Below are 15,375 nucleotides of genomic sequence, written 5' to 3' on the forward strand. Positions count from 1 at the left end.
CTCCCCGCTTCCAAATGTGGGTTTTATGCGCGAAAAAAAAACGGGGCCGTCCGGTGGGGGGGAGCGGACCGGCCCGAGGGGGGGTTTCCACCATAACCCTTCGTAAGTGATGCTGCGTGCATCGGCGCGCATCAACTACTCTCCGGAGTCGCCCGACGACGCCCCGGTGGGCCTGAAACGCTGGAATCGGGGGTCTCGGATGGCCGATTCACAGCGGAATCCCAGGAAAAGTCGCCGCCTACGGGGAGATCAAGAGGGTTTGAGCCGTCTTGGGGATGCCTCGGCGAGTTGTTCGTCCGTCCCCCCGACGGGCTACCCCGGGTGCGAACGATGACTTGACGGGAGCGAGTGGGGCGTTACGGCACCGCGCAGCCCCCTCCACTGCGCGGTACCGCCCGCGCAGCTTTGCTCACGCGAATTGCCTTGGTCTGAACTTACGTGAGCCAACCGGGTGAAACGAAACCAAAGAGGTAACGATGTGGGAACGCTGTGAAAATGAGAGGCGAATGGGGGAAGTTCGCGTTCGCTTATGCATAGATCCATGGACTAGAGCATGACTTGACCGTATTGACGGCGCACGTCACGACATGCCCCGCACTGATCGTTTCGCTCCCCTCACGGCCGGGCGGGCGTCCGGAAGCCCGGACGGCGGTTCTTGGCCATTCTTCGCCGCCTGGCATTGCAAGGCCGGTGCATCAGGACCGGCGCGTCGGCTTCCGGACGTCGAAGAGGTGCCGGGAGCTGTGCGCGACGAAGGGGCCGTCCGTCTCGATCCGCCGGTGCAGGGCCCGGAGTTGGGGCTCGTACGCCTCGACCGTGAAGCCGGGGACCAGCCACACGACCTTGCGCAGGAAGTGCACGACGGCGGCGATGTCGTGGAACTCCATCCGCAGCCGCTCCGCCCGCAGACCGACGACCTCCAGCCCGGCCGCCTCCGCCGCGGCCCGCTCGCCGTCGGGGTGGCGGCCGCCCCGGACGGCTTCCGGCTGCGGGCCGAGGAAGAACTCGACGAGCTCGAAGACGCTGGCGGGCCCGACGTGCTGCGCGAAGTACGTGCCGCCCGGGCACAGCACGCGCGCGATCTCGGCCCAGTGGGCCCGCACCGGATGCCGGCTGAGGACCAGGTCGAAGGTCGCGTCGGCGAACGGCAGCGGGGCGTCCTCCGCCAAGGCGACGACCACGACACCGCGCGCGCCGAGCAGCGCACTCGCCTTGCCGACGTTCGGCGGCCAGCCCTCGGTGGCGGCGAGCAGCCGGGGCCCCGCGCCGACATCCCGGGCCCGGCCCGAGGCGGTCGTGCCGGGGGCCGGGGGCCGGTCCTCGGCCGCTGTGCCGGGGGCCGGGGGCCGGTCCTCGGCCGCTGTGCCTAGGACAAAGTCGAACACCTCGCCGCCGCCGGTCTGGATGTCGAGCACCGCCGTGGCGCGGGCCAGCCGTCCACCCGCCGCACGGGCGTACCCCCACGAGGGGCGCGCCTCGGTGGCCCGCCCCTCGAACCAGGAGAAGTCCCACCCCTCGGTCGGCACGGCGGCGCCCTCGGCGACGAGGTCCTCGAAGGTCCCGGCGGTCCCGGCGGTCCCGGCGGTCCCGGCGATACGGTGGTGCGTCTGCTGCTCGGCCATGGCCCGCATAATCGCAGCGCGTTGCCGGTGCCCGCTGATAATTTCGGCCGCCATGACGAACGATGAGACGTACACCGCCGGTGAGAAGGAAATCCTGCACACGAGCCTGGACCGGCACCGGGACGTGGTGCTGTGGAAACTCCAGGGCCTCGACGACGAACAGCTGCGCCGCCCGCTGACCCCGTCGGGGACGAACCTGCTGGGGCTGGTGAAGCATCTGGCGTCGGTGGAGTACGGGTGGTTCGTGGCGAGCTTCGGCGGCGAGGTCGAGCCGCTGTGGTTCGACCCCGACACCGACGACGACCTGGTCGTCGGCCCCGGTGAGACGACCCGGCAGATCATCGACTTCTACGGCCGTGCGCGCGCCGCGGCCGACGCGGTGATCACCGGACGCCCGCTGGACGCGCTGGGCCGGCCGGACTGGCGGGACCACTCCGTCTCCCTGCGCTGGGTCCTCGTCCACATGATCGAGGAGACGGCGCGGCACGCCGGGCACATGGACATCGTGCGGGAGCTGATCGACGGGGCGACCGGGGACCATCCGCGCGTCACGAGACCGTAGGCGGCCCGCGGCGAGGGAATCAGGAGGGCCCCGTGACGTCGTCGCGCAGCACGAGCAGCACGAACCCCTCGTCCACGGGGTGCTGCGGGTCGTCGTACGGCACGAAGCCGCTCTTCTCCAGGAGGCGTACGGAGGCGGTGTTCTCGGCGAAGGTGTCGGCGAACAGGGGCCTTACGGTCTCCTCCTGGAGGAAGAGGGCGAGGGCACGGCTGCCGACGCCTCTCCCCCAGTGGGGCCGCCCGAGCCAGTACCCGGTGAACCGGCGCTCGCCGTCCCACCAGGCGACGATGTTCCCCGCGACCTCCCCGTCCGCGACGACGGTCCGCACCAGGCCGCTCGGATCCCCGAGCACACGCTCTCTCCAGTGCCGGAGGAAGGCCTCCCGCGGCCGGGGCGTGAACCTCGACCGCCGGACGGCTTCCGCGTCGTGCTCGTAGGCGAGGAAGATCTCCAGATCGTCGTCCCGTACGGGGCGCAGCCGAACGTCGTTGGTCGTCATACCGGCGAGTGTGGCACCCACCACTGACAACGCCGGGCGGCGCTACGGCACCAGCGGCCGGACCTCCTCCGCGGTGAACCGCACGAAGCCCTCGGGGTCGGTCTCGTCCGCCGTCGGCTGGAGGACGACGGTGTCGGCACCGGCCTCCACGAGCCGGTGCACGGCCTTGGCGACGGCGCCCGCGTCACCGGCGACACCGAGGTCGGGGACGGACTCCAGTCGCTCCGCGGCGAGTTCGGCACGGAGCCGGGCGTGGGCGTCGGGGCCGGTGGCGGTGAGCAGATAGACGACGACCCTGTGCGGCTCGCCGGCGTCGCGCCCCGCGGCCAGCCGCCCCTCCTCGATGAGCCGCACGGCCCGGCGGACGCGGTCGGGCGAGGTGGCGGCGGTGAGTACGGTCCCGTCGGCGGCGGCACCGGAGAGGCGCAGCGTACGGGGGCCCTCGGCGCCGACCAGGACCTCGACCGGGGCGGCGGGGGGCCAGTCCAACGCGACGTCGTCAAGCCGGACGTACCGCCCGTCGACGGTGAGCCGCTCCCCGCGCAGCAGTGCGCGCAGGGCGTCGAGATGCTCGCGCAGCAGGGTCAGCGGGGACTCGGCGCGGGCGCCGACCTGGCCCATCCAGTCCTGCACGCCGTGCCCGACGCCGACGAGGGGGCGCCCCGGGAACATCCGGTGCAGCGCGGCGACCTCCATGGCGGTGACGGCGACGTTCCGCAACGGCACCGGCAACAGCCCGACCCCGACCCGCACCCGCTCCGACCACGCGAGAGCCGCCGCGGCGGCAGACACCCCACCCTCCCGAAAACAGTCCTCCCACAACCACAACTCCTCAAGCCCCACCCCCTCAGCAACCCGAACGACGCCCCGCAGCCGCTCGGGGGGAAGCTGGGGACGGAAGACAGCGCCGAGTGATGTCATGGGGGAGGTCTTACCCGGGGACCGGGGCCGCGACAACTCCATCGGCCACCGAGTCGTTCACCCCGTCGCCGAGTTCGGGTCCGGTAGCCGTACTCCGGCTCGGCGGGCGCGTTCGAGGGCCGCCGGACTCGCGCCACGGAGGTCGGCGACGCCGCGTTTGTTTATCGGCCGCTGCTGGACCACGTGGAAACGGCGGGGACCGGGGACCGCGATGACGGCGGCGAAGCGTGGGTCACCGGCGAACCACACCTCCCTGATCTGCTGGGTCTTCTCGGTGGTGTACCCACGCCCGAGACGCCGCCTCCACCACGTGGACCGAACGTGCACCTTCAGGATCATCGGCAGCTTCTCGTCCGGGCGCTCCGGGTTGGGGAAGCTCAGCCAGACGTCCCCGGCGGTGGCTCCTGGAACCTTTCCGATCCCGCTTTCCGGCTCCTCGAACACCTGCCATGGGTAGGTGCGCAGCAGACGCCGCGTGTGGAAGGCCCAGGAGATGTAGGACAGCTGGAGAAACGCCCGGTAGAACGAGTAGAGCAGGGGGACGAAGAAAAGCCACAGCGTCCAGGTCATCGACATGATCACGTACCAGGCGAGCAGCCCCAGCCAGGCGGCGGGCCACAGAATCTGGCCCAGGAGCGCACAGGTGACCAGTTTTGCCCAGGAGCGGCGGGTCGCTGGGTCGTCCCAGGCCGTGGGGTGGTGGGTGGGGGGCATGTCAGTCCTTGTGGGGTACGTCGGCGGACACATCCGGAAGAGGGTCTTCGAAACTGACCGTACCGGCGATGTCCCTGAGCAGATCGCGGTAGTGCTGGGCGTGCTCGACCGCTGTTGTCGCCAGTGAGAGGATCGAGACACGTCGGCCGTCCAGGCACGGAACGTATGCCGTGATCTGGAGCAGTCCGCTCGGGGCGCCGAGTCCCAGCTCCGGTGGCTCACTCAGACGCGTCTGAACGAGCGAGGCCGGACCGCACGGCAGGTCCAGCGTTTCAATGTGCTCGGCCCCTTCCGCACCAGCGGCCGCCCGACCCGCGAGGACACTGCGCGGAGCCCAGTCCGTACCGCGCCAGGCAAGCGTGAATAGGGACAGCAATGGTCCGCCGTCCCCCTCGTCGTCCGCGTGAAGACCGAGGCAACAGTGCACCGCACCAGCCTCCAGAAGTAGTTGGGCCAGTCGGAGTACCGGACCGAGACCGGCCAACGGACCTTCCGTCTGTGCCGCATCACGCTCTGCCGCCGCCAACTCGTCGAGCGGAAGTGGCACGAATCCCGGGGGCAACGCAAACCAGACATCGGCGTCCTCACTGCGGGCCGAGTCGTCGATCACGTAGGGGGCACCGCTCATGACGCTTCTCCCGCGCCACGAAGCAGGAAGTGGAGTGCACCCGCTGTCGCCGGAACGTCGACGCCAAGGGTTCTCGGTCCGTCGAGAAAGTTGGCAACCGTCTTGGCCGTGTCGTTGTCCAAGGCGTTGGCCAAGCTGCTGGCGACACCGTAGACGGCCGTGCCGGCACCCAGGATCGTCGCCGGTTTGTCGACCTTTTCGACGATCGGTGCCAGCCGTCCTCCGAGGACACGGGGATGAGACAGAAGGCTCACAGCCCCCTCGGCTGCCGCAGCCTCGGTCCGGATCGAAACACCCACCGTCTTGATCGAGGTCCCCGCTCTGACTCCGGCCTTGGCGATCTTCTGCCCGAGGGTCAGTACCTCCTCGGCCTCGCCGACCGGTCCTGCCGTGGCGGCCAGCAACTCGGGGGCTTTCATGACTCCCTTGGCCACCACCCCCAACCCCGGCAGCATCCCCAGAAAGTCCCCCGCGACGCCCAGCAGGTTGCCCCAGAAATCGACGTCCAGTTCGCCCTTGGTGAAGCCGTCCTCCAGTGATGCCAGGACTTCGGGGTCGCTGACCCGCAGGCCGAAGGCCATTCCGCTGAGCAGGCCCGCCGCCAGGAACAGCATCCAGGGCGCGACGGCCGTCAGGCCCAGCAGTGCGATCACTCCCAGCACGGCCGCGCACGCGCTGAGGATGTCGGGGAGGTTGTCGCCCAGCCAGTCGGTGAACTTGTCCCACGCGTTCGGTTCGTGCGGCGCCAGCTTGTGTGTGGCGTCGCTGATGTGCCGGGCCCGCTCGCGCGCGGTCTCCTCGTGCTCTGCGGCGAGGGAGCGAGCGCGCTTCAGCACGTCGTCCAGATCCCCCTGCGCCGCCGTGACCTTGTTGTTCGCCTTGTGCAGGGCCGACGCCGAGTCGGCACCATCGTGTGCCTTGGCCTCATCCGCATGCCCCTGAGCCCGCTGCAACGCCTCGCGGGCGTCCTTCGCCTCGCCGTCGAGTCTCTTCGCGCGCCGCTGGAAATCCTCCAGCTCCGTGACCCAGAGATCCAGGTGCCTCGCCGCCTTGTCGACGGAGTGGGCGCCGTTCTTCAGGTTGAGCGGCAGCGGGCCGCCGTCCAGCTGTTCCCGGAAGGCGACGGCCGCGTCTCCCTCCCAGTAGCTGCCGTTCATCAGCTTCGTGACCTTGGAGTGCGCCTTCTCCATCTCCTTGGCGCAGTCGGACAGCTTGCGGTGGATCTCCCGTACCAGGTCGGTGCTGCCGGGTGCCGGGTCGAAGCCGAGATGGGGGTAGGGGCCGGCTGCCGTCACTTGCCCCCGCCCTTGCTCCGTGCCTTCTCCAACGCCTTCTCCAGAGCCACGTCCACCTCGTGGAAGTCGTCTTTCGCCTTCTTCGTGATGTCCGTGAGCTCGCCGATCTGCTCGGCGATCTCCTTCGCCCCGTAGTGCCAGTCCTCCTGGAACCGGTCGCACGCCCTGTCCAGGTCGGCGGTACCGAGGCCGTTGACCCCCGGATCGTGCAAGACCTTCTGCAAGGCGGTGAACGACTCCTGCGCCTTCTTCAGGTCCTTGAAGAACCTGTCCAGTTCGGTGCCGTCGACCTTCAGACGGTCAGCCATGCGCGGCCCTCGTCCCGTGGGTCTCCGTGTCGGAGGAGCTGCGGGCGGCCGGTAGCGGGACCGCAGCGGTGGAATGTACGACCGAGGGATGCCGGGCAGGGCGGTTCACCGGGGTGACTCCAGGTGGGGGCTAGAGGTCTCTTGATCCGCTCAACGATATCCACGGGCTCGGGTGACACGTGTCCGGCCTCCGGAGCACCTCGCCTCCGCCGTGCCGTCGATCGCGACATACCGAGCCGCGCGCATTGTGGATACGGTCGGTGCGGGCAGCTGTGGCTCGGCCGCGGAAGGGGTGGGGCGTGGGGCGCTGGCGAGACGGGCGTGGGACGTTGGTCGTGCATGGGGGCGGAGGGGTGGCGACCGCTGTGCCGTTGGAGATTGCTGCCTCCTATCGGGCGCGTACCAGGGGGCTGCTGGGGCGTGACGGGCTTGACGGCGCGCTGCTGCTGTCGCCCGCCAACGGGATCCATACCTTTCGGATGCGGATGGCGATCGATGTCGCGTATCTGGATCGCCGGCTGAACGTCATCGCCGTGCGCACGATGCCGCCGGGGCGGCTCGGTCGGCCGCGGTTGCGGTCGCGGCATGTGCTGGAGGCGGAGGCCGGGACCATGGCGGGGTGGGGTGTGGCGGTGGGGGCGAGGGTGGGTGTGAGTGTCGAGGAGGGGCACGGAAGGGGTGGGCGTGGAGTCCTGCTCCGGAAGATCTTCAGGAACCGGTCCGCGGGAACGTGACCTCCACCCGGCGGTTCTTCTTCCTTCCCTCCTCCGTCGAGTTGTCCGCGATCGGGTACTGCTCGCCGTAGCCGCGGACGTCGAAGGTGATGTTCGGGTCGTTCAGGTCCTGGTCCAGGACGCCCTGCACGGCGTTGGCGCGCTGGCGGGAGAGGACGTCTCCGTGGGCCGAGGAGCCCAGGTTGTCGGTGAAGCCGAAGACGCGGACCTGGGTCGCGTTCTGCTTCCTGATCTCGTCCGCGATCGCCCCGATCCGCGCCTTCGCGGCCCCGCTCAGCTTCGCGCTGTCCTTGCTGAACAGCACCTCGGCCTGGAGGGCGAACGTCACGTCCGTGTTGGTGTCCGTACGGCGCTCGTCACCGCTCTGGTCCTCGACGACCGACTTGATGTCCAGGACCTTGGCCGCGGCCAGGGTGGCGCCCTCGGGGAGCTTCAGGTCGGGGTCGGTGGGGTCGATCTTCACGGGGGCGGTGGCGGAGGGCTCCGTGCCCGGAGGCACGCTCGGGTCACCGCCGTCGGCACGGGCGGTCGCCGCGCCGTAGAGATTCGCGGCGAGGAGGACCGTGGCGGCACCCAGGGTGAGGGGCAGGCGTGGTGTGGTCACTTCGTCCTCACCCGGAGATCTTGATGGTGCCGCTGGAGAACGTGGGGAGTTGGAACGTGACTTCGGTGGTGTCGGCGGGTGGGGCGGGAAACTGCATGAAGACTGGGATGGTCTGGCCGGCCTGGATCGTCGACAGCCCGGTTGTCGTCAGTGGTCGCCCGTCCGTGTCCCGTAGCACGTAGTAGCGCTTCTTACCCTTCGAGTCCACCAGCGTGGCACCACCCAGCGACGTCCCGTGCTGGACGATCTCGGTCTCGTCGCCACGCAGGCTGGAGGGGATCACCAGTGATTGCGACCCGTCGTTCTTGAAGACCCCGTTCACGGTGACGAACCCGCCCGAGTCCCGGTCGGCAGAGGTGATCTGAAGCAACAGGCCGTCCTCTCCCTTGAGTTCGGCCAAGGGAGTGTCCGACTGCCCCTCTTGAGCGCTCGGGTTCGATCCACTGCTCTTGGACGCGGAGGCGGACGCCTGCGGGTTCTTACCGTCGCCACCGCCACCGCAGCCGACGGCTCCTACGGCGAGACCGGCCACAACGGCCAACGCGACTGCCCCCCTGCGAGCCTTCGCAGTGAACCGAATGCTCATCGCTCCGCTTCCTTCTTCACTCGTCGAATCGCTTGTCAGTCGGCCAGATGGACATCGAAGAGGTCCTCCGGACCTGGGAGATCCGCGAGATCGCCCGGATCCAGGGTCCAGTTCCGGTCCCTGCACACGAGTTTGGGCAGTACGCCGCCTGCACCGGACAGCGTGAACGTGCAGAGCGGCTCGATGACGGCGGTGGCCTGTGCCGTGGACTTCATGTTCTCGGTTCCGGGCACGACGGAGTCACCGACGGTCTTGTTCGTCTCGGTGACAACCCTGTAACTCAGGGGCGGCTCGGGGACGCACTGTGCCGTCGCGTCGTTCTGGGCCGCCAGTTGATCGGCGCGCCAGCAGGAGTTCGCGACGTTCACCTTGCCGTCGAAGATGTCCTGCCACTTGGTCGGGTCGAGTACGTCCTGCACCCACTGGTCCGTGAGTTCGTCACGCGTGTTCATGGCCGCGGCGAGCGCCGCCGCGTCGGCAGCCGTCTGGGCACCGTTCCGGTTCACTGCCGTCTGACCGACCGCGAAATAGGCGAGAGCCAAAAAGAGCAGGCCTCCCACCACCGTGATGTAGATGGGGAAGGCCTGCCCCGAGTCGCCGTAGCGCGGGACGCGCGTCACTTGATTTTCTGAATTTGCGCTGTGATCGCGTCGAGAATTGTCGAGCCGATGCTCGTCCCCGTGATCGCCAGCACGATCGCCACCACCACCGCGATGATCCCCAGATACTCGACCGCGGTCTGCCCCCGGTCGTCGGCGCGGCGCTGCATTGCGACAAGCATCCTCAGCATCAGGTCGCTCATGGTGCTCCCCTCCGGGTTCGGTTCCGATCCTCGCAACGTACGACGGAACATACCCATCGGCGGAGGGTCCCAGGACCCAAATCCGGACCCAGTTCACCCTGTTCATCTCAGGCCACCCCCAGCCACTTGGCCGTCGCCTGGGCGCGGGTGGTGGTGTGGAGCTTGGCGAAGATGCGGTTGATGTGGTTCTTGACCGTTTTCTCGCTGATGAAGCAGACGGCGGCGATCTGCTGGTTGGTCATGCCGGACGCGATGAGGTCCATGATCTCCGCCTCCCTGCCGCTCAGTTGAAACCGGGACTGAGATGACTGTCCCACGGATGGTTGCAGTTGCGAAAGAGCTATGGGGCGGAAATTCCTTGTGCGGGGCTGGATTTTCGACTTCGCGTGTGCATTTGCGTTGCCTCTGACGTGCGCCAGCAACGCGTTCGTCGCCGTCGGGGTGAAGTGCGGCCGGCCCCGGCCCACGTCCCGTACCGCCTCTGTCAGCTGCTGGGTCGTGAACTCGCCGTGGACCAGGTAGCCTCCGGCGCCCAGCCGGACCGCCTCCTGCACGAGGTCCGTCTCGTCGCTGTACGTCAGCATCATGACCGGGGCGACGCGGACCAGGTGAGGCAGGGCCGCCATGCCGTCCACGCCGGGCATGCGGACGTCCAGGAGGATGACGTCGGGGCGGTGGTGCAGCGCCGCCTCGTAGGCCGCGCGGCCGTCCTCGGCCTCCGCGACGACCGTGAGGTCCTCCGACGCGGACAGGACCGCCGTCAGACCCGCACGGATCACCGGGTTGTCGTCGGCCACCAGGACGCGCAGTCCCCTTGGCCCGTCGGTCATGTCGTCGGTCATGTCAGTGGCACCTCCACTCGGACCTCCGTGCCCTTGTCGGTGGTCAGTTGGATGCGGGCGCCCACCGACGCCGCCCGTTCCGTCATGCCGAGCAGGCCGAAGTGGCCGGTGCGGCGCAGGTCTTCGAGAGTCGTGTCCGGGGGGAGGCCCCGGCCGTCGTCGTGGACCGTCACCACCAGGTGGGTGGGGGTGACGACGGCCCGCACGCCGGCCTTCGTCGCGTGCGCGTGGCGGTGCGCGTTCTCCAGGGCCTCCGCCGTGATGCTGAGCAACTGGCGGGTCGTGGTGGGGGGAAGCCGGACCGGCGCGGCGGGGGCTTCGTACGTCGTCGGGAGGGTCGTACGGGTGGTGAAGTCCGCTGTCAGGGAAGCCAGTTGGGACAGGACGTCCGTCACGTCGCCGGCCGTCACGTCGCGCAGGTCCGTCAGGAGTTCGCGAGCCTCCGCCGCCGCCCTGCGCGCCGCCCCGGCCACCAGTTCCGCCTGCTGCCGGATGAGGGCCGGGTCCAGGCGGTCCGGGGACGCGGCCGCCGACGCCGCGAGGCCGTCGGCGACCAGCGCCACGCCGTACAGCGTCTTGGTCACCGAGTCGTGCATCTCCCGGGCCAGCCAGGCGCGTTCGGCGCTCGCCGCCTCCGTTGCCACCAGCCGGGTCCGGGTCTCGGTCAGGGCCTCGGTGGCGGCGCCGAAGCGGAGCATCAGGTTGCGCAGGGCCGAGCCCATCGCGCCGGTGATGACGCAGAGGCCGGGGAGGAGAAGGGACTCGGCCAGTGCGGAGTGGTGTTTCAGTGTTTCCTGGGCCACGAGGAGGATCAGCGACTGGAGGGACGCGAAGACGGCGGCTCCGCGCCAGCTGTAGAGGATGCCGGCGAGGAGCGGAGTGCACACACTGACGTACGCGAGGGTGGTGTCGGGGCCCGCCGAGATCAGGAGGAAGGAGCCGAAGAGGCTGTCGGCGGCCAGCAGGGTGGGGTGGCGGAGCAGGAGGGGACCGAAGCGCTGCCAGTCGCGGAAGAGGACGTACGAGATCATGAACGTGACGACCACGGCCGAGCCGACCAGGCGGGTGCCGAGGCCGGGGCCGGCGTTGAGGAGGGCGGCGGGGGCCGCCACGGCGATCATGGCCAGGCGGAAGCCGAACACCTGACGGCACATCGCCTGGAGGGCACGGACCTCCACCTTCTCGCCGACTTCGCCGGACTTGCCGACTTCGCCGGTCTCGCCGGTCTCCCTGAACGCCACGGTCGTCACATCCGCCTACTTCCCCGTGACCGACCCGAAGTCGACCCCCGAGCCGAGCAGCAGGCCCGCGGCCAGCAGCAGCATCGTCGCCGGGACCATGAACGTGGTGATCATGAGGGTGGCCCTCGGTACCGCCCGGGCCGCCTTGCGGCGGGCGTTCTGGGCGTCGGTGCGGCGCATGTCCCTGGCGAGTGCGACCAGGGTGTCGACGATCGGCGCACCCAGTTCCTCGCCCTGTTGCAGCGCCGTCACGAACATCGCGACCTGTTCGGAGTCGTTGCGGCGGCGGAGTTCCGTGAAGGCCTGGCGGCGGCTCATGCCCAGGTCCATCTGGCGGAGCGTGATGCGGAGTTCGTCGGCCCACGGGCCCTCGTAGTGGGTGGCGACCCGGTCCAGGGCCTGCCGGAAGCCGAGGCCGGCGCCGACCACCACCGCGAGGACGTCGAGGAAGTCCGGCAGGGTGCGTTCGATGACGTCCTTGCGGACGCGGATCGCCGACCAGATGCCGACCTCCGTCCAGAACGCGCCGAAGAGGAGGAGCAGGACGGCGACCAGCCACTGGCCGCGGAGCAGGAAGACCAGGAAGCCGGTGCCGCCCAGGGCGCCGTAGACGGCGCGGCGGGCGGCGTAGCGGTCGATCGTGAGGCCGCCGGGGTTGCCCGCCAGGTCGATCTTGCGGCGGTACCTGGCCACCTGGCGCGGGCCCATCAGACGCAGCACGGCCGGGGCGTACCGCATGCCCATGCGGTCGATGAGGGAGTTGGCGGCGCCGGTGCGGGTGGCGCCCACCTCCAGGGCGATCGCCAGGTCGGAGGGGAGTTTGGCGTCGGCGCGGTACATGCGGACGCCCGCGAAGACGCCGTAGACGGCGAGGGCCATGAGGAGGGACAGGAGCAGTGCCATGTGACATACCACCTCTACCTATACGTCGATGCGGCTGAGGCGGCGGATGAGGACGAACCCGATGACGTACAGCCCGAACGCGATGACCACGGCCGCCTGGCCGAGCCCGGTGCCGGTCATGCGGGCCAGGGTGCCGTCCTTGACCCCGTTCATCAGGAACAGGGCGCCGACGCCGAGGACCGGGACGGCGTACGACGTCATCGTCACCTGGGAGAGCTGGGTGCGGATCTCCCGGCGGGTCTCCTTGCGCTCCTCCAGGGTCTCGGTCAGGTTCCGCAGGGCGGAGACCACCTGGCCGCCCGCCCGGTTGGAGAGGACGAGCGTGGTGACGAGGACGACCAGTTCGCGGGACGGGAGCCGGTCGGCGAGCTCGCCGAGCGCGTCGTCCATGGAGTGGCCGATCGCCAACTGGTCGGCGACCCTGCTCAGTTCCTCGCCGGCCGGGGCCTCCAGCTCCTCCGCCGCCATGCCGATCGCGGTCCGCAGGGCGAGGCCGGCGTGGGTGGCGTTGGCCAGGATGCGGGCCAGTTCGGGGAGTTGGGCGATGAACCGCTCGATGCGTTTCTGGCGCTGCCAGTTGAGGAACTGGACGGCGGCGAAGACGCCGAGCAGGCCGGCGATCGGGCCGAAGAAGGGGGCGAGGGAGGCCTGGCCGACGAGCCAGAGGGCCACGACGGTGGCGAGCATGTAGACGAAGAACTCGCCCGGAGTGATGTCCAGGCCCGTCGCCACCAGGCGGAGTTCCAGGCGGCGGCCGATCGACGTGCCGCGCAGCCGCCGGTCCAGGTTGCGGAACCGGCGCCGGCGGCCGGTGAGCGGGCCCTGGCCGGTGTAGGAGAGGCGGTCCACCAGGGCGGCGCGCTGGGCCCTGCCGGAGGCGTAGGTGTGCAGGCCCACCACGGCCAGCAGGCAGGTCAGCAGGGCGATACCGGTGGTGAGGGTGACGAGGTCGTGGAGGGACATGGGCCGCCTACCGGGCTTCTCGGGTGGTGAGCTGGTCGAAGTGCTGGGCCACGCCGAAGGCCTGCGGGATCGGCTGGCTCGCCATGTAGAGGCGGTCGGCGGTGCGGCGTGGGAGCGGGAAGTACTGGAAGGCGCCGTAGACCCGGCCGTCGTGGGTCATCGGCTGGGCGTCGAAGCGGGCCACGGTCGCCAGCCGGTACGGCTCGCTGCCGTGGCTGTCGAGCATCGCGATCTCGGTGATCCGGCGGGCGCCGTCGGCGAACCGGGTCAGCTGGACGATGACCTCGACCGCGCTGTTGATCTGGTCGTGCAGGGCGACGAAGGGGACCTCGACGTCCGACATGGAGGCCAGGGTCTGGAGCCTGGTCAGGGCGTCCTCGGCGCTGTTGGCGTGGACGGTGGCGAGGGAGCCGTCGTGGCCCGTGGACATGGCTTGGAGCATGTCGAGGGACTCGCCGCCGCGGACCTCGCCGACCACGATCCGGTCGGGGCGCATCCGCAGCGAGTTGCGGACCAGGTCGCGGATGGTGACCTGGCCCTTGCCCTCGACGTTCGCCGGGCGGGACTCCAGGCGGACCACGTGGGTCTGCTGGAGCTGGAGTTCGGCGGAGTCCTCGATGGTGATGATGCGTTCGTGGGCCGGGATCAGCCCGGACAGGGCGTTGAGCAGGGTGGTCTTCCCGGTGCCGGTGGCGCCGGAGACGATGATGTTGAACTTCGCCTGCACCAGGCCCGCCAGCAGGAACACCATGTGCTCGTCGAGCGAGCCGAAGCCGATCAGCTCCTGGAGGGTGAAGGAGCGCGGGAAGCGGCGGATGGTGAGGGTGGGGCCGGTCAGGGAGAGCGGCGGGATGATGACGTTGACGCGTTCGCCGGACGGGAGGCGGGCGTCGACCATCGGGTTCGACTCGTCGACGCGGCGGTTGACCGTGGAGACGATGCGTTCGATGGTCTGCATCAGCTGGTCGGCGGAGACGAAGCGGAGCGGCAACTGCTCGACGCGGCCGCCGCGTTCGACGAAGATCGCGTCGGGGCCGTTCACCATGATCTCGGTGATCGACGCGTCTTCGAGGAGCGGTTCCAGGATGCCGAGGCCGAGGGCCTCGTCGACGACCCGGCGGATCAGCTGGGAGCGTTCGGCGGTCGACAGGACCGGGCCCTCGCGGCTGATGATGTGGCCGAGGACGCGTTCGAGACGGGCCCGGCGCTCGGCGGCGGCCAGCGCGCTCATCTCCGCGAGGTCGATCTCCTCCAGGAGCTTGGCCCGGTAGGAGGCGACCAGGTGGCCGTCCTCGCCCCGGTTGCCGTTCTCCTCCGGGGAGTTGATGCGTGCCCGCAGGCTCATGGTTGCCGTGCTCCTCGTTCAGTGGTCGACGGGCATCGTGGCGGACTTGGTGGCGTTGCCGAGGTCCCAGACGATCTTCGGGATGTGGACCGTGGCGGTCACGGTGACCGAGTCGCCGCCGCCGGAGGACGCGCAGCTCACGTCGATCCCGCTGCTGACCGCGGACGAGCAGGCGGCGCCGACGTCCTCTTCCAGCGAGGCGGCGCGGGCCCCCGCCCGGGCCGCCGTCCCGGCCTGCTCGGCGGCGTAGGCGACGGCGCCGAGCTGGATGCCGGCCAGCCCGACGAGGAGCAGGATCGGGAGGAAGCCGAGGTACTCGACGGCGACCTGGCCGCGGTCGCGGGGCCGCCGACGGGGGTGAAGGGGACGCATCTCAGCGCTTCACCTCCTCCACGGTGCCGGCGTGGCCGTGCACGGTGACGGGGAAGTCGATCGAGCCGGGGAACAGGACCGGGACGCGCAGGGAGACGTCCGCGGTCACCGTGCCGGTGCCGCCGCACTGGGTCACCGTGGCTCCCTCCCGCCAGGCCCCGGAGAGGTCTTCCAGCGCGGCGCGCTGACACACGCCGAACCGTTCCCCCCGGGGTACGGCCGTGCCCGCCCGTACGCCTTCGTCGGCAGCGTTCCCCGCGAGGGTGAAGGCGTACCCCACGAGGACGGCCTGCCACATGAGCACCAGGGTGAGGATGATGACCGGGGTCATGCCGAGGAGTTCTATGGAGACCTGTCCGCGGTCGGGTGCGGGCCGGTGGGGGCTTGTCGCGCAGTTCCCCGCGCCCCTAAAGGGGCGCTGAGCGCCCCGAAGG

At 69.8% G+C, this 15,375-nt stretch carries 20 protein-coding genes; 2 read left to right on the forward strand and 18 right to left on the reverse strand.

What is annotated here, in order from left to right:
- Positions 1-695 precede the first annotated feature (695 nt).
- Positions 696-1,622 carry a methyltransferase domain-containing protein gene (locus tag ACWGKQ_RS50455; protein ID WP_453298875.1) on the reverse strand — a complete coding sequence of 309 codons (927 nt, stop codon included), beginning with the start codon at positions 1,620-1,622 and terminating at the stop codon, positions 696-698.
- Positions 1,623-1,674: 52 nt separating this feature from the next.
- Here ACWGKQ_RS50455 and ACWGKQ_RS50460 point away from each other — a divergent pair, with 52 nt between their 5' ends.
- Positions 1,675-2,184 (forward strand): DinB family protein, encoded by a 510-nt coding sequence (locus ACWGKQ_RS50460; protein ID WP_453298876.1) that lies wholly within the window; start codon positions 1,675-1,677, stop codon positions 2,182-2,184.
- A gap of 19 nt (positions 2,185-2,203) precedes the next feature.
- Here the strand turns inward: ACWGKQ_RS50460 and ACWGKQ_RS50465 are convergent, their stop codons facing one another.
- The 6 genes from ACWGKQ_RS50465 to ACWGKQ_RS50490 form a co-directional block, all read right to left on the reverse strand.
- Positions 2,204-2,683, reverse strand: coding sequence for a GNAT family N-acetyltransferase (locus tag ACWGKQ_RS50465; protein ID WP_453298877.1), 480 nt, complete (start codon positions 2,681-2,683; stop codon positions 2,204-2,206).
- A gap of 42 nt (positions 2,684-2,725) precedes the next feature.
- Complete coding sequence (locus tag ACWGKQ_RS50470; RefSeq protein WP_453298878.1) at positions 2,726-3,604, reverse strand: LLM class flavin-dependent oxidoreductase; 879 nt, start codon at positions 3,602-3,604, stop codon at positions 2,726-2,728.
- Positions 3,605-3,661: 57 nt separating this feature from the next.
- Positions 3,662-4,318: a hypothetical protein gene (locus ACWGKQ_RS50475; RefSeq protein WP_453298879.1), complete on the reverse strand. Its 657-nt coding sequence runs from the start codon at positions 4,316-4,318 to the stop codon at positions 3,662-3,664.
- 1 nt (position 4,319) lies between these two features.
- A complete protein-coding gene (locus ACWGKQ_RS50480) occupies positions 4,320-4,946 on the reverse strand; it encodes a hypothetical protein (RefSeq protein ID WP_453298880.1) in 627 nt (208 codons plus the stop codon).
- Positions 4,943-6,136: a hypothetical protein gene (locus ACWGKQ_RS50485; RefSeq protein ID WP_453298881.1), complete on the reverse strand. Its 1,194-nt coding sequence runs from the start codon at positions 6,134-6,136 to the stop codon at positions 4,943-4,945. The genes ACWGKQ_RS50480 and ACWGKQ_RS50485 overlap by 4 nt, the downstream gene beginning before the upstream one ends.
- A gap of 101 nt (positions 6,137-6,237) precedes the next feature.
- Positions 6,238-6,549 carry a hypothetical protein gene (locus tag ACWGKQ_RS50490; RefSeq protein WP_453298882.1) on the reverse strand — a complete coding sequence of 104 codons (312 nt, stop codon included), beginning with the start codon at positions 6,547-6,549 and terminating at the stop codon, positions 6,238-6,240.
- Between the two features lie 353 nt (positions 6,550-6,902).
- Here ACWGKQ_RS50490 and ACWGKQ_RS50495 point away from each other — a divergent pair, with 353 nt between their 5' ends.
- Positions 6,903-7,283 carry a DUF192 domain-containing protein gene (locus ACWGKQ_RS50495; RefSeq protein WP_453298883.1) on the forward strand — a complete coding sequence of 127 codons (381 nt, stop codon included), beginning with the start codon at positions 6,903-6,905 and terminating at the stop codon, positions 7,281-7,283.
- Here the strand turns inward: ACWGKQ_RS50495 and ACWGKQ_RS50500 are convergent.
- The 11 genes from ACWGKQ_RS50500 to ACWGKQ_RS50550 all read right to left on the reverse strand — a co-directional run bounded on the left by ACWGKQ_RS50500 (position 7,258) and on the right by ACWGKQ_RS50550 (position 15,272).
- Complete coding sequence (locus ACWGKQ_RS50500) at positions 7,258-7,887, reverse strand: OmpA family protein (protein WP_453298884.1); 630 nt, start codon at positions 7,885-7,887, stop codon at positions 7,258-7,260. The genes ACWGKQ_RS50495 and ACWGKQ_RS50500 overlap by 26 nt on opposite strands.
- 7 nt (positions 7,888-7,894) lie before the next feature.
- Positions 7,895-8,473, reverse strand: a complete 579-nt coding sequence (locus tag ACWGKQ_RS50505; RefSeq protein ID WP_453298885.1) for a hypothetical protein — start codon at positions 8,471-8,473, stop codon at positions 7,895-7,897.
- A 35-nt stretch (positions 8,474-8,508) separates the two neighbouring features.
- On the reverse strand, positions 8,509-9,093 hold the full coding sequence (locus tag ACWGKQ_RS50510; protein WP_453298886.1) for a pilus assembly protein TadG-related protein: 585 nt from the start codon (positions 9,091-9,093) through the stop codon (positions 8,509-8,511).
- A complete protein-coding gene (locus tag ACWGKQ_RS50515) occupies positions 9,090-9,275 on the reverse strand; it encodes a Flp family type IVb pilin (protein ID WP_453298887.1) in 186 nt (61 codons plus the stop codon). The genes ACWGKQ_RS50510 and ACWGKQ_RS50515 overlap by 4 nt, the downstream gene beginning before the upstream one ends.
- Positions 9,276-9,382: 107 nt before the next feature.
- Positions 9,383-10,117 carry a response regulator gene (locus ACWGKQ_RS50520; RefSeq protein WP_453298888.1) on the reverse strand — a complete coding sequence of 245 codons (735 nt, stop codon included), beginning with the start codon at positions 10,115-10,117 and terminating at the stop codon, positions 9,383-9,385.
- Entirely contained in the window at positions 10,114-11,271 is a 1,158-nt protein-coding gene (locus ACWGKQ_RS50525) for a sensor histidine kinase (protein WP_453298894.1), read from the reverse strand. The genes ACWGKQ_RS50520 and ACWGKQ_RS50525 overlap by 4 nt, the downstream gene beginning before the upstream one ends.
- Before the next feature lie 102 nt (positions 11,272-11,373).
- Positions 11,374-12,261, reverse strand: a complete 888-nt coding sequence (locus tag ACWGKQ_RS50530) for a DUF5936 domain-containing protein (RefSeq protein WP_453298889.1) — start codon at positions 12,259-12,261, stop codon at positions 11,374-11,376.
- Positions 12,262-12,279: 18 nt separating this feature from the next.
- The gene (locus tag ACWGKQ_RS50535) at positions 12,280-13,224 is read right to left on the reverse strand and encodes a type II secretion system F family protein (RefSeq protein ID WP_453298890.1); all 945 of its coding nucleotides are present in this window, start codon (positions 13,222-13,224) and stop codon (positions 12,280-12,282) included.
- Positions 13,225-13,231: 7 nt separating this feature from the next.
- Positions 13,232-14,569, reverse strand: coding sequence for a CpaF family protein (locus tag ACWGKQ_RS50540; RefSeq protein WP_453298891.1), 1,338 nt, complete (start codon positions 14,567-14,569; stop codon positions 13,232-13,234).
- 18 nt (positions 14,570-14,587) lie between these two features.
- A complete protein-coding gene (locus ACWGKQ_RS50545) occupies positions 14,588-14,941 on the reverse strand; it encodes a TadE/TadG family type IV pilus assembly protein (RefSeq protein ID WP_453298892.1) in 354 nt (117 codons plus the stop codon).
- A gap of 1 nt (position 14,942) precedes the next feature.
- A complete protein-coding gene (locus ACWGKQ_RS50550; protein WP_453298893.1) occupies positions 14,943-15,272 on the reverse strand; it encodes a pilus assembly protein in 330 nt (109 codons plus the stop codon).
- Positions 15,273-15,375 lie beyond the last annotated feature (103 nt).

This window comes from Streptomyces sp. NPDC054770 (assembly GCF_053611985.1).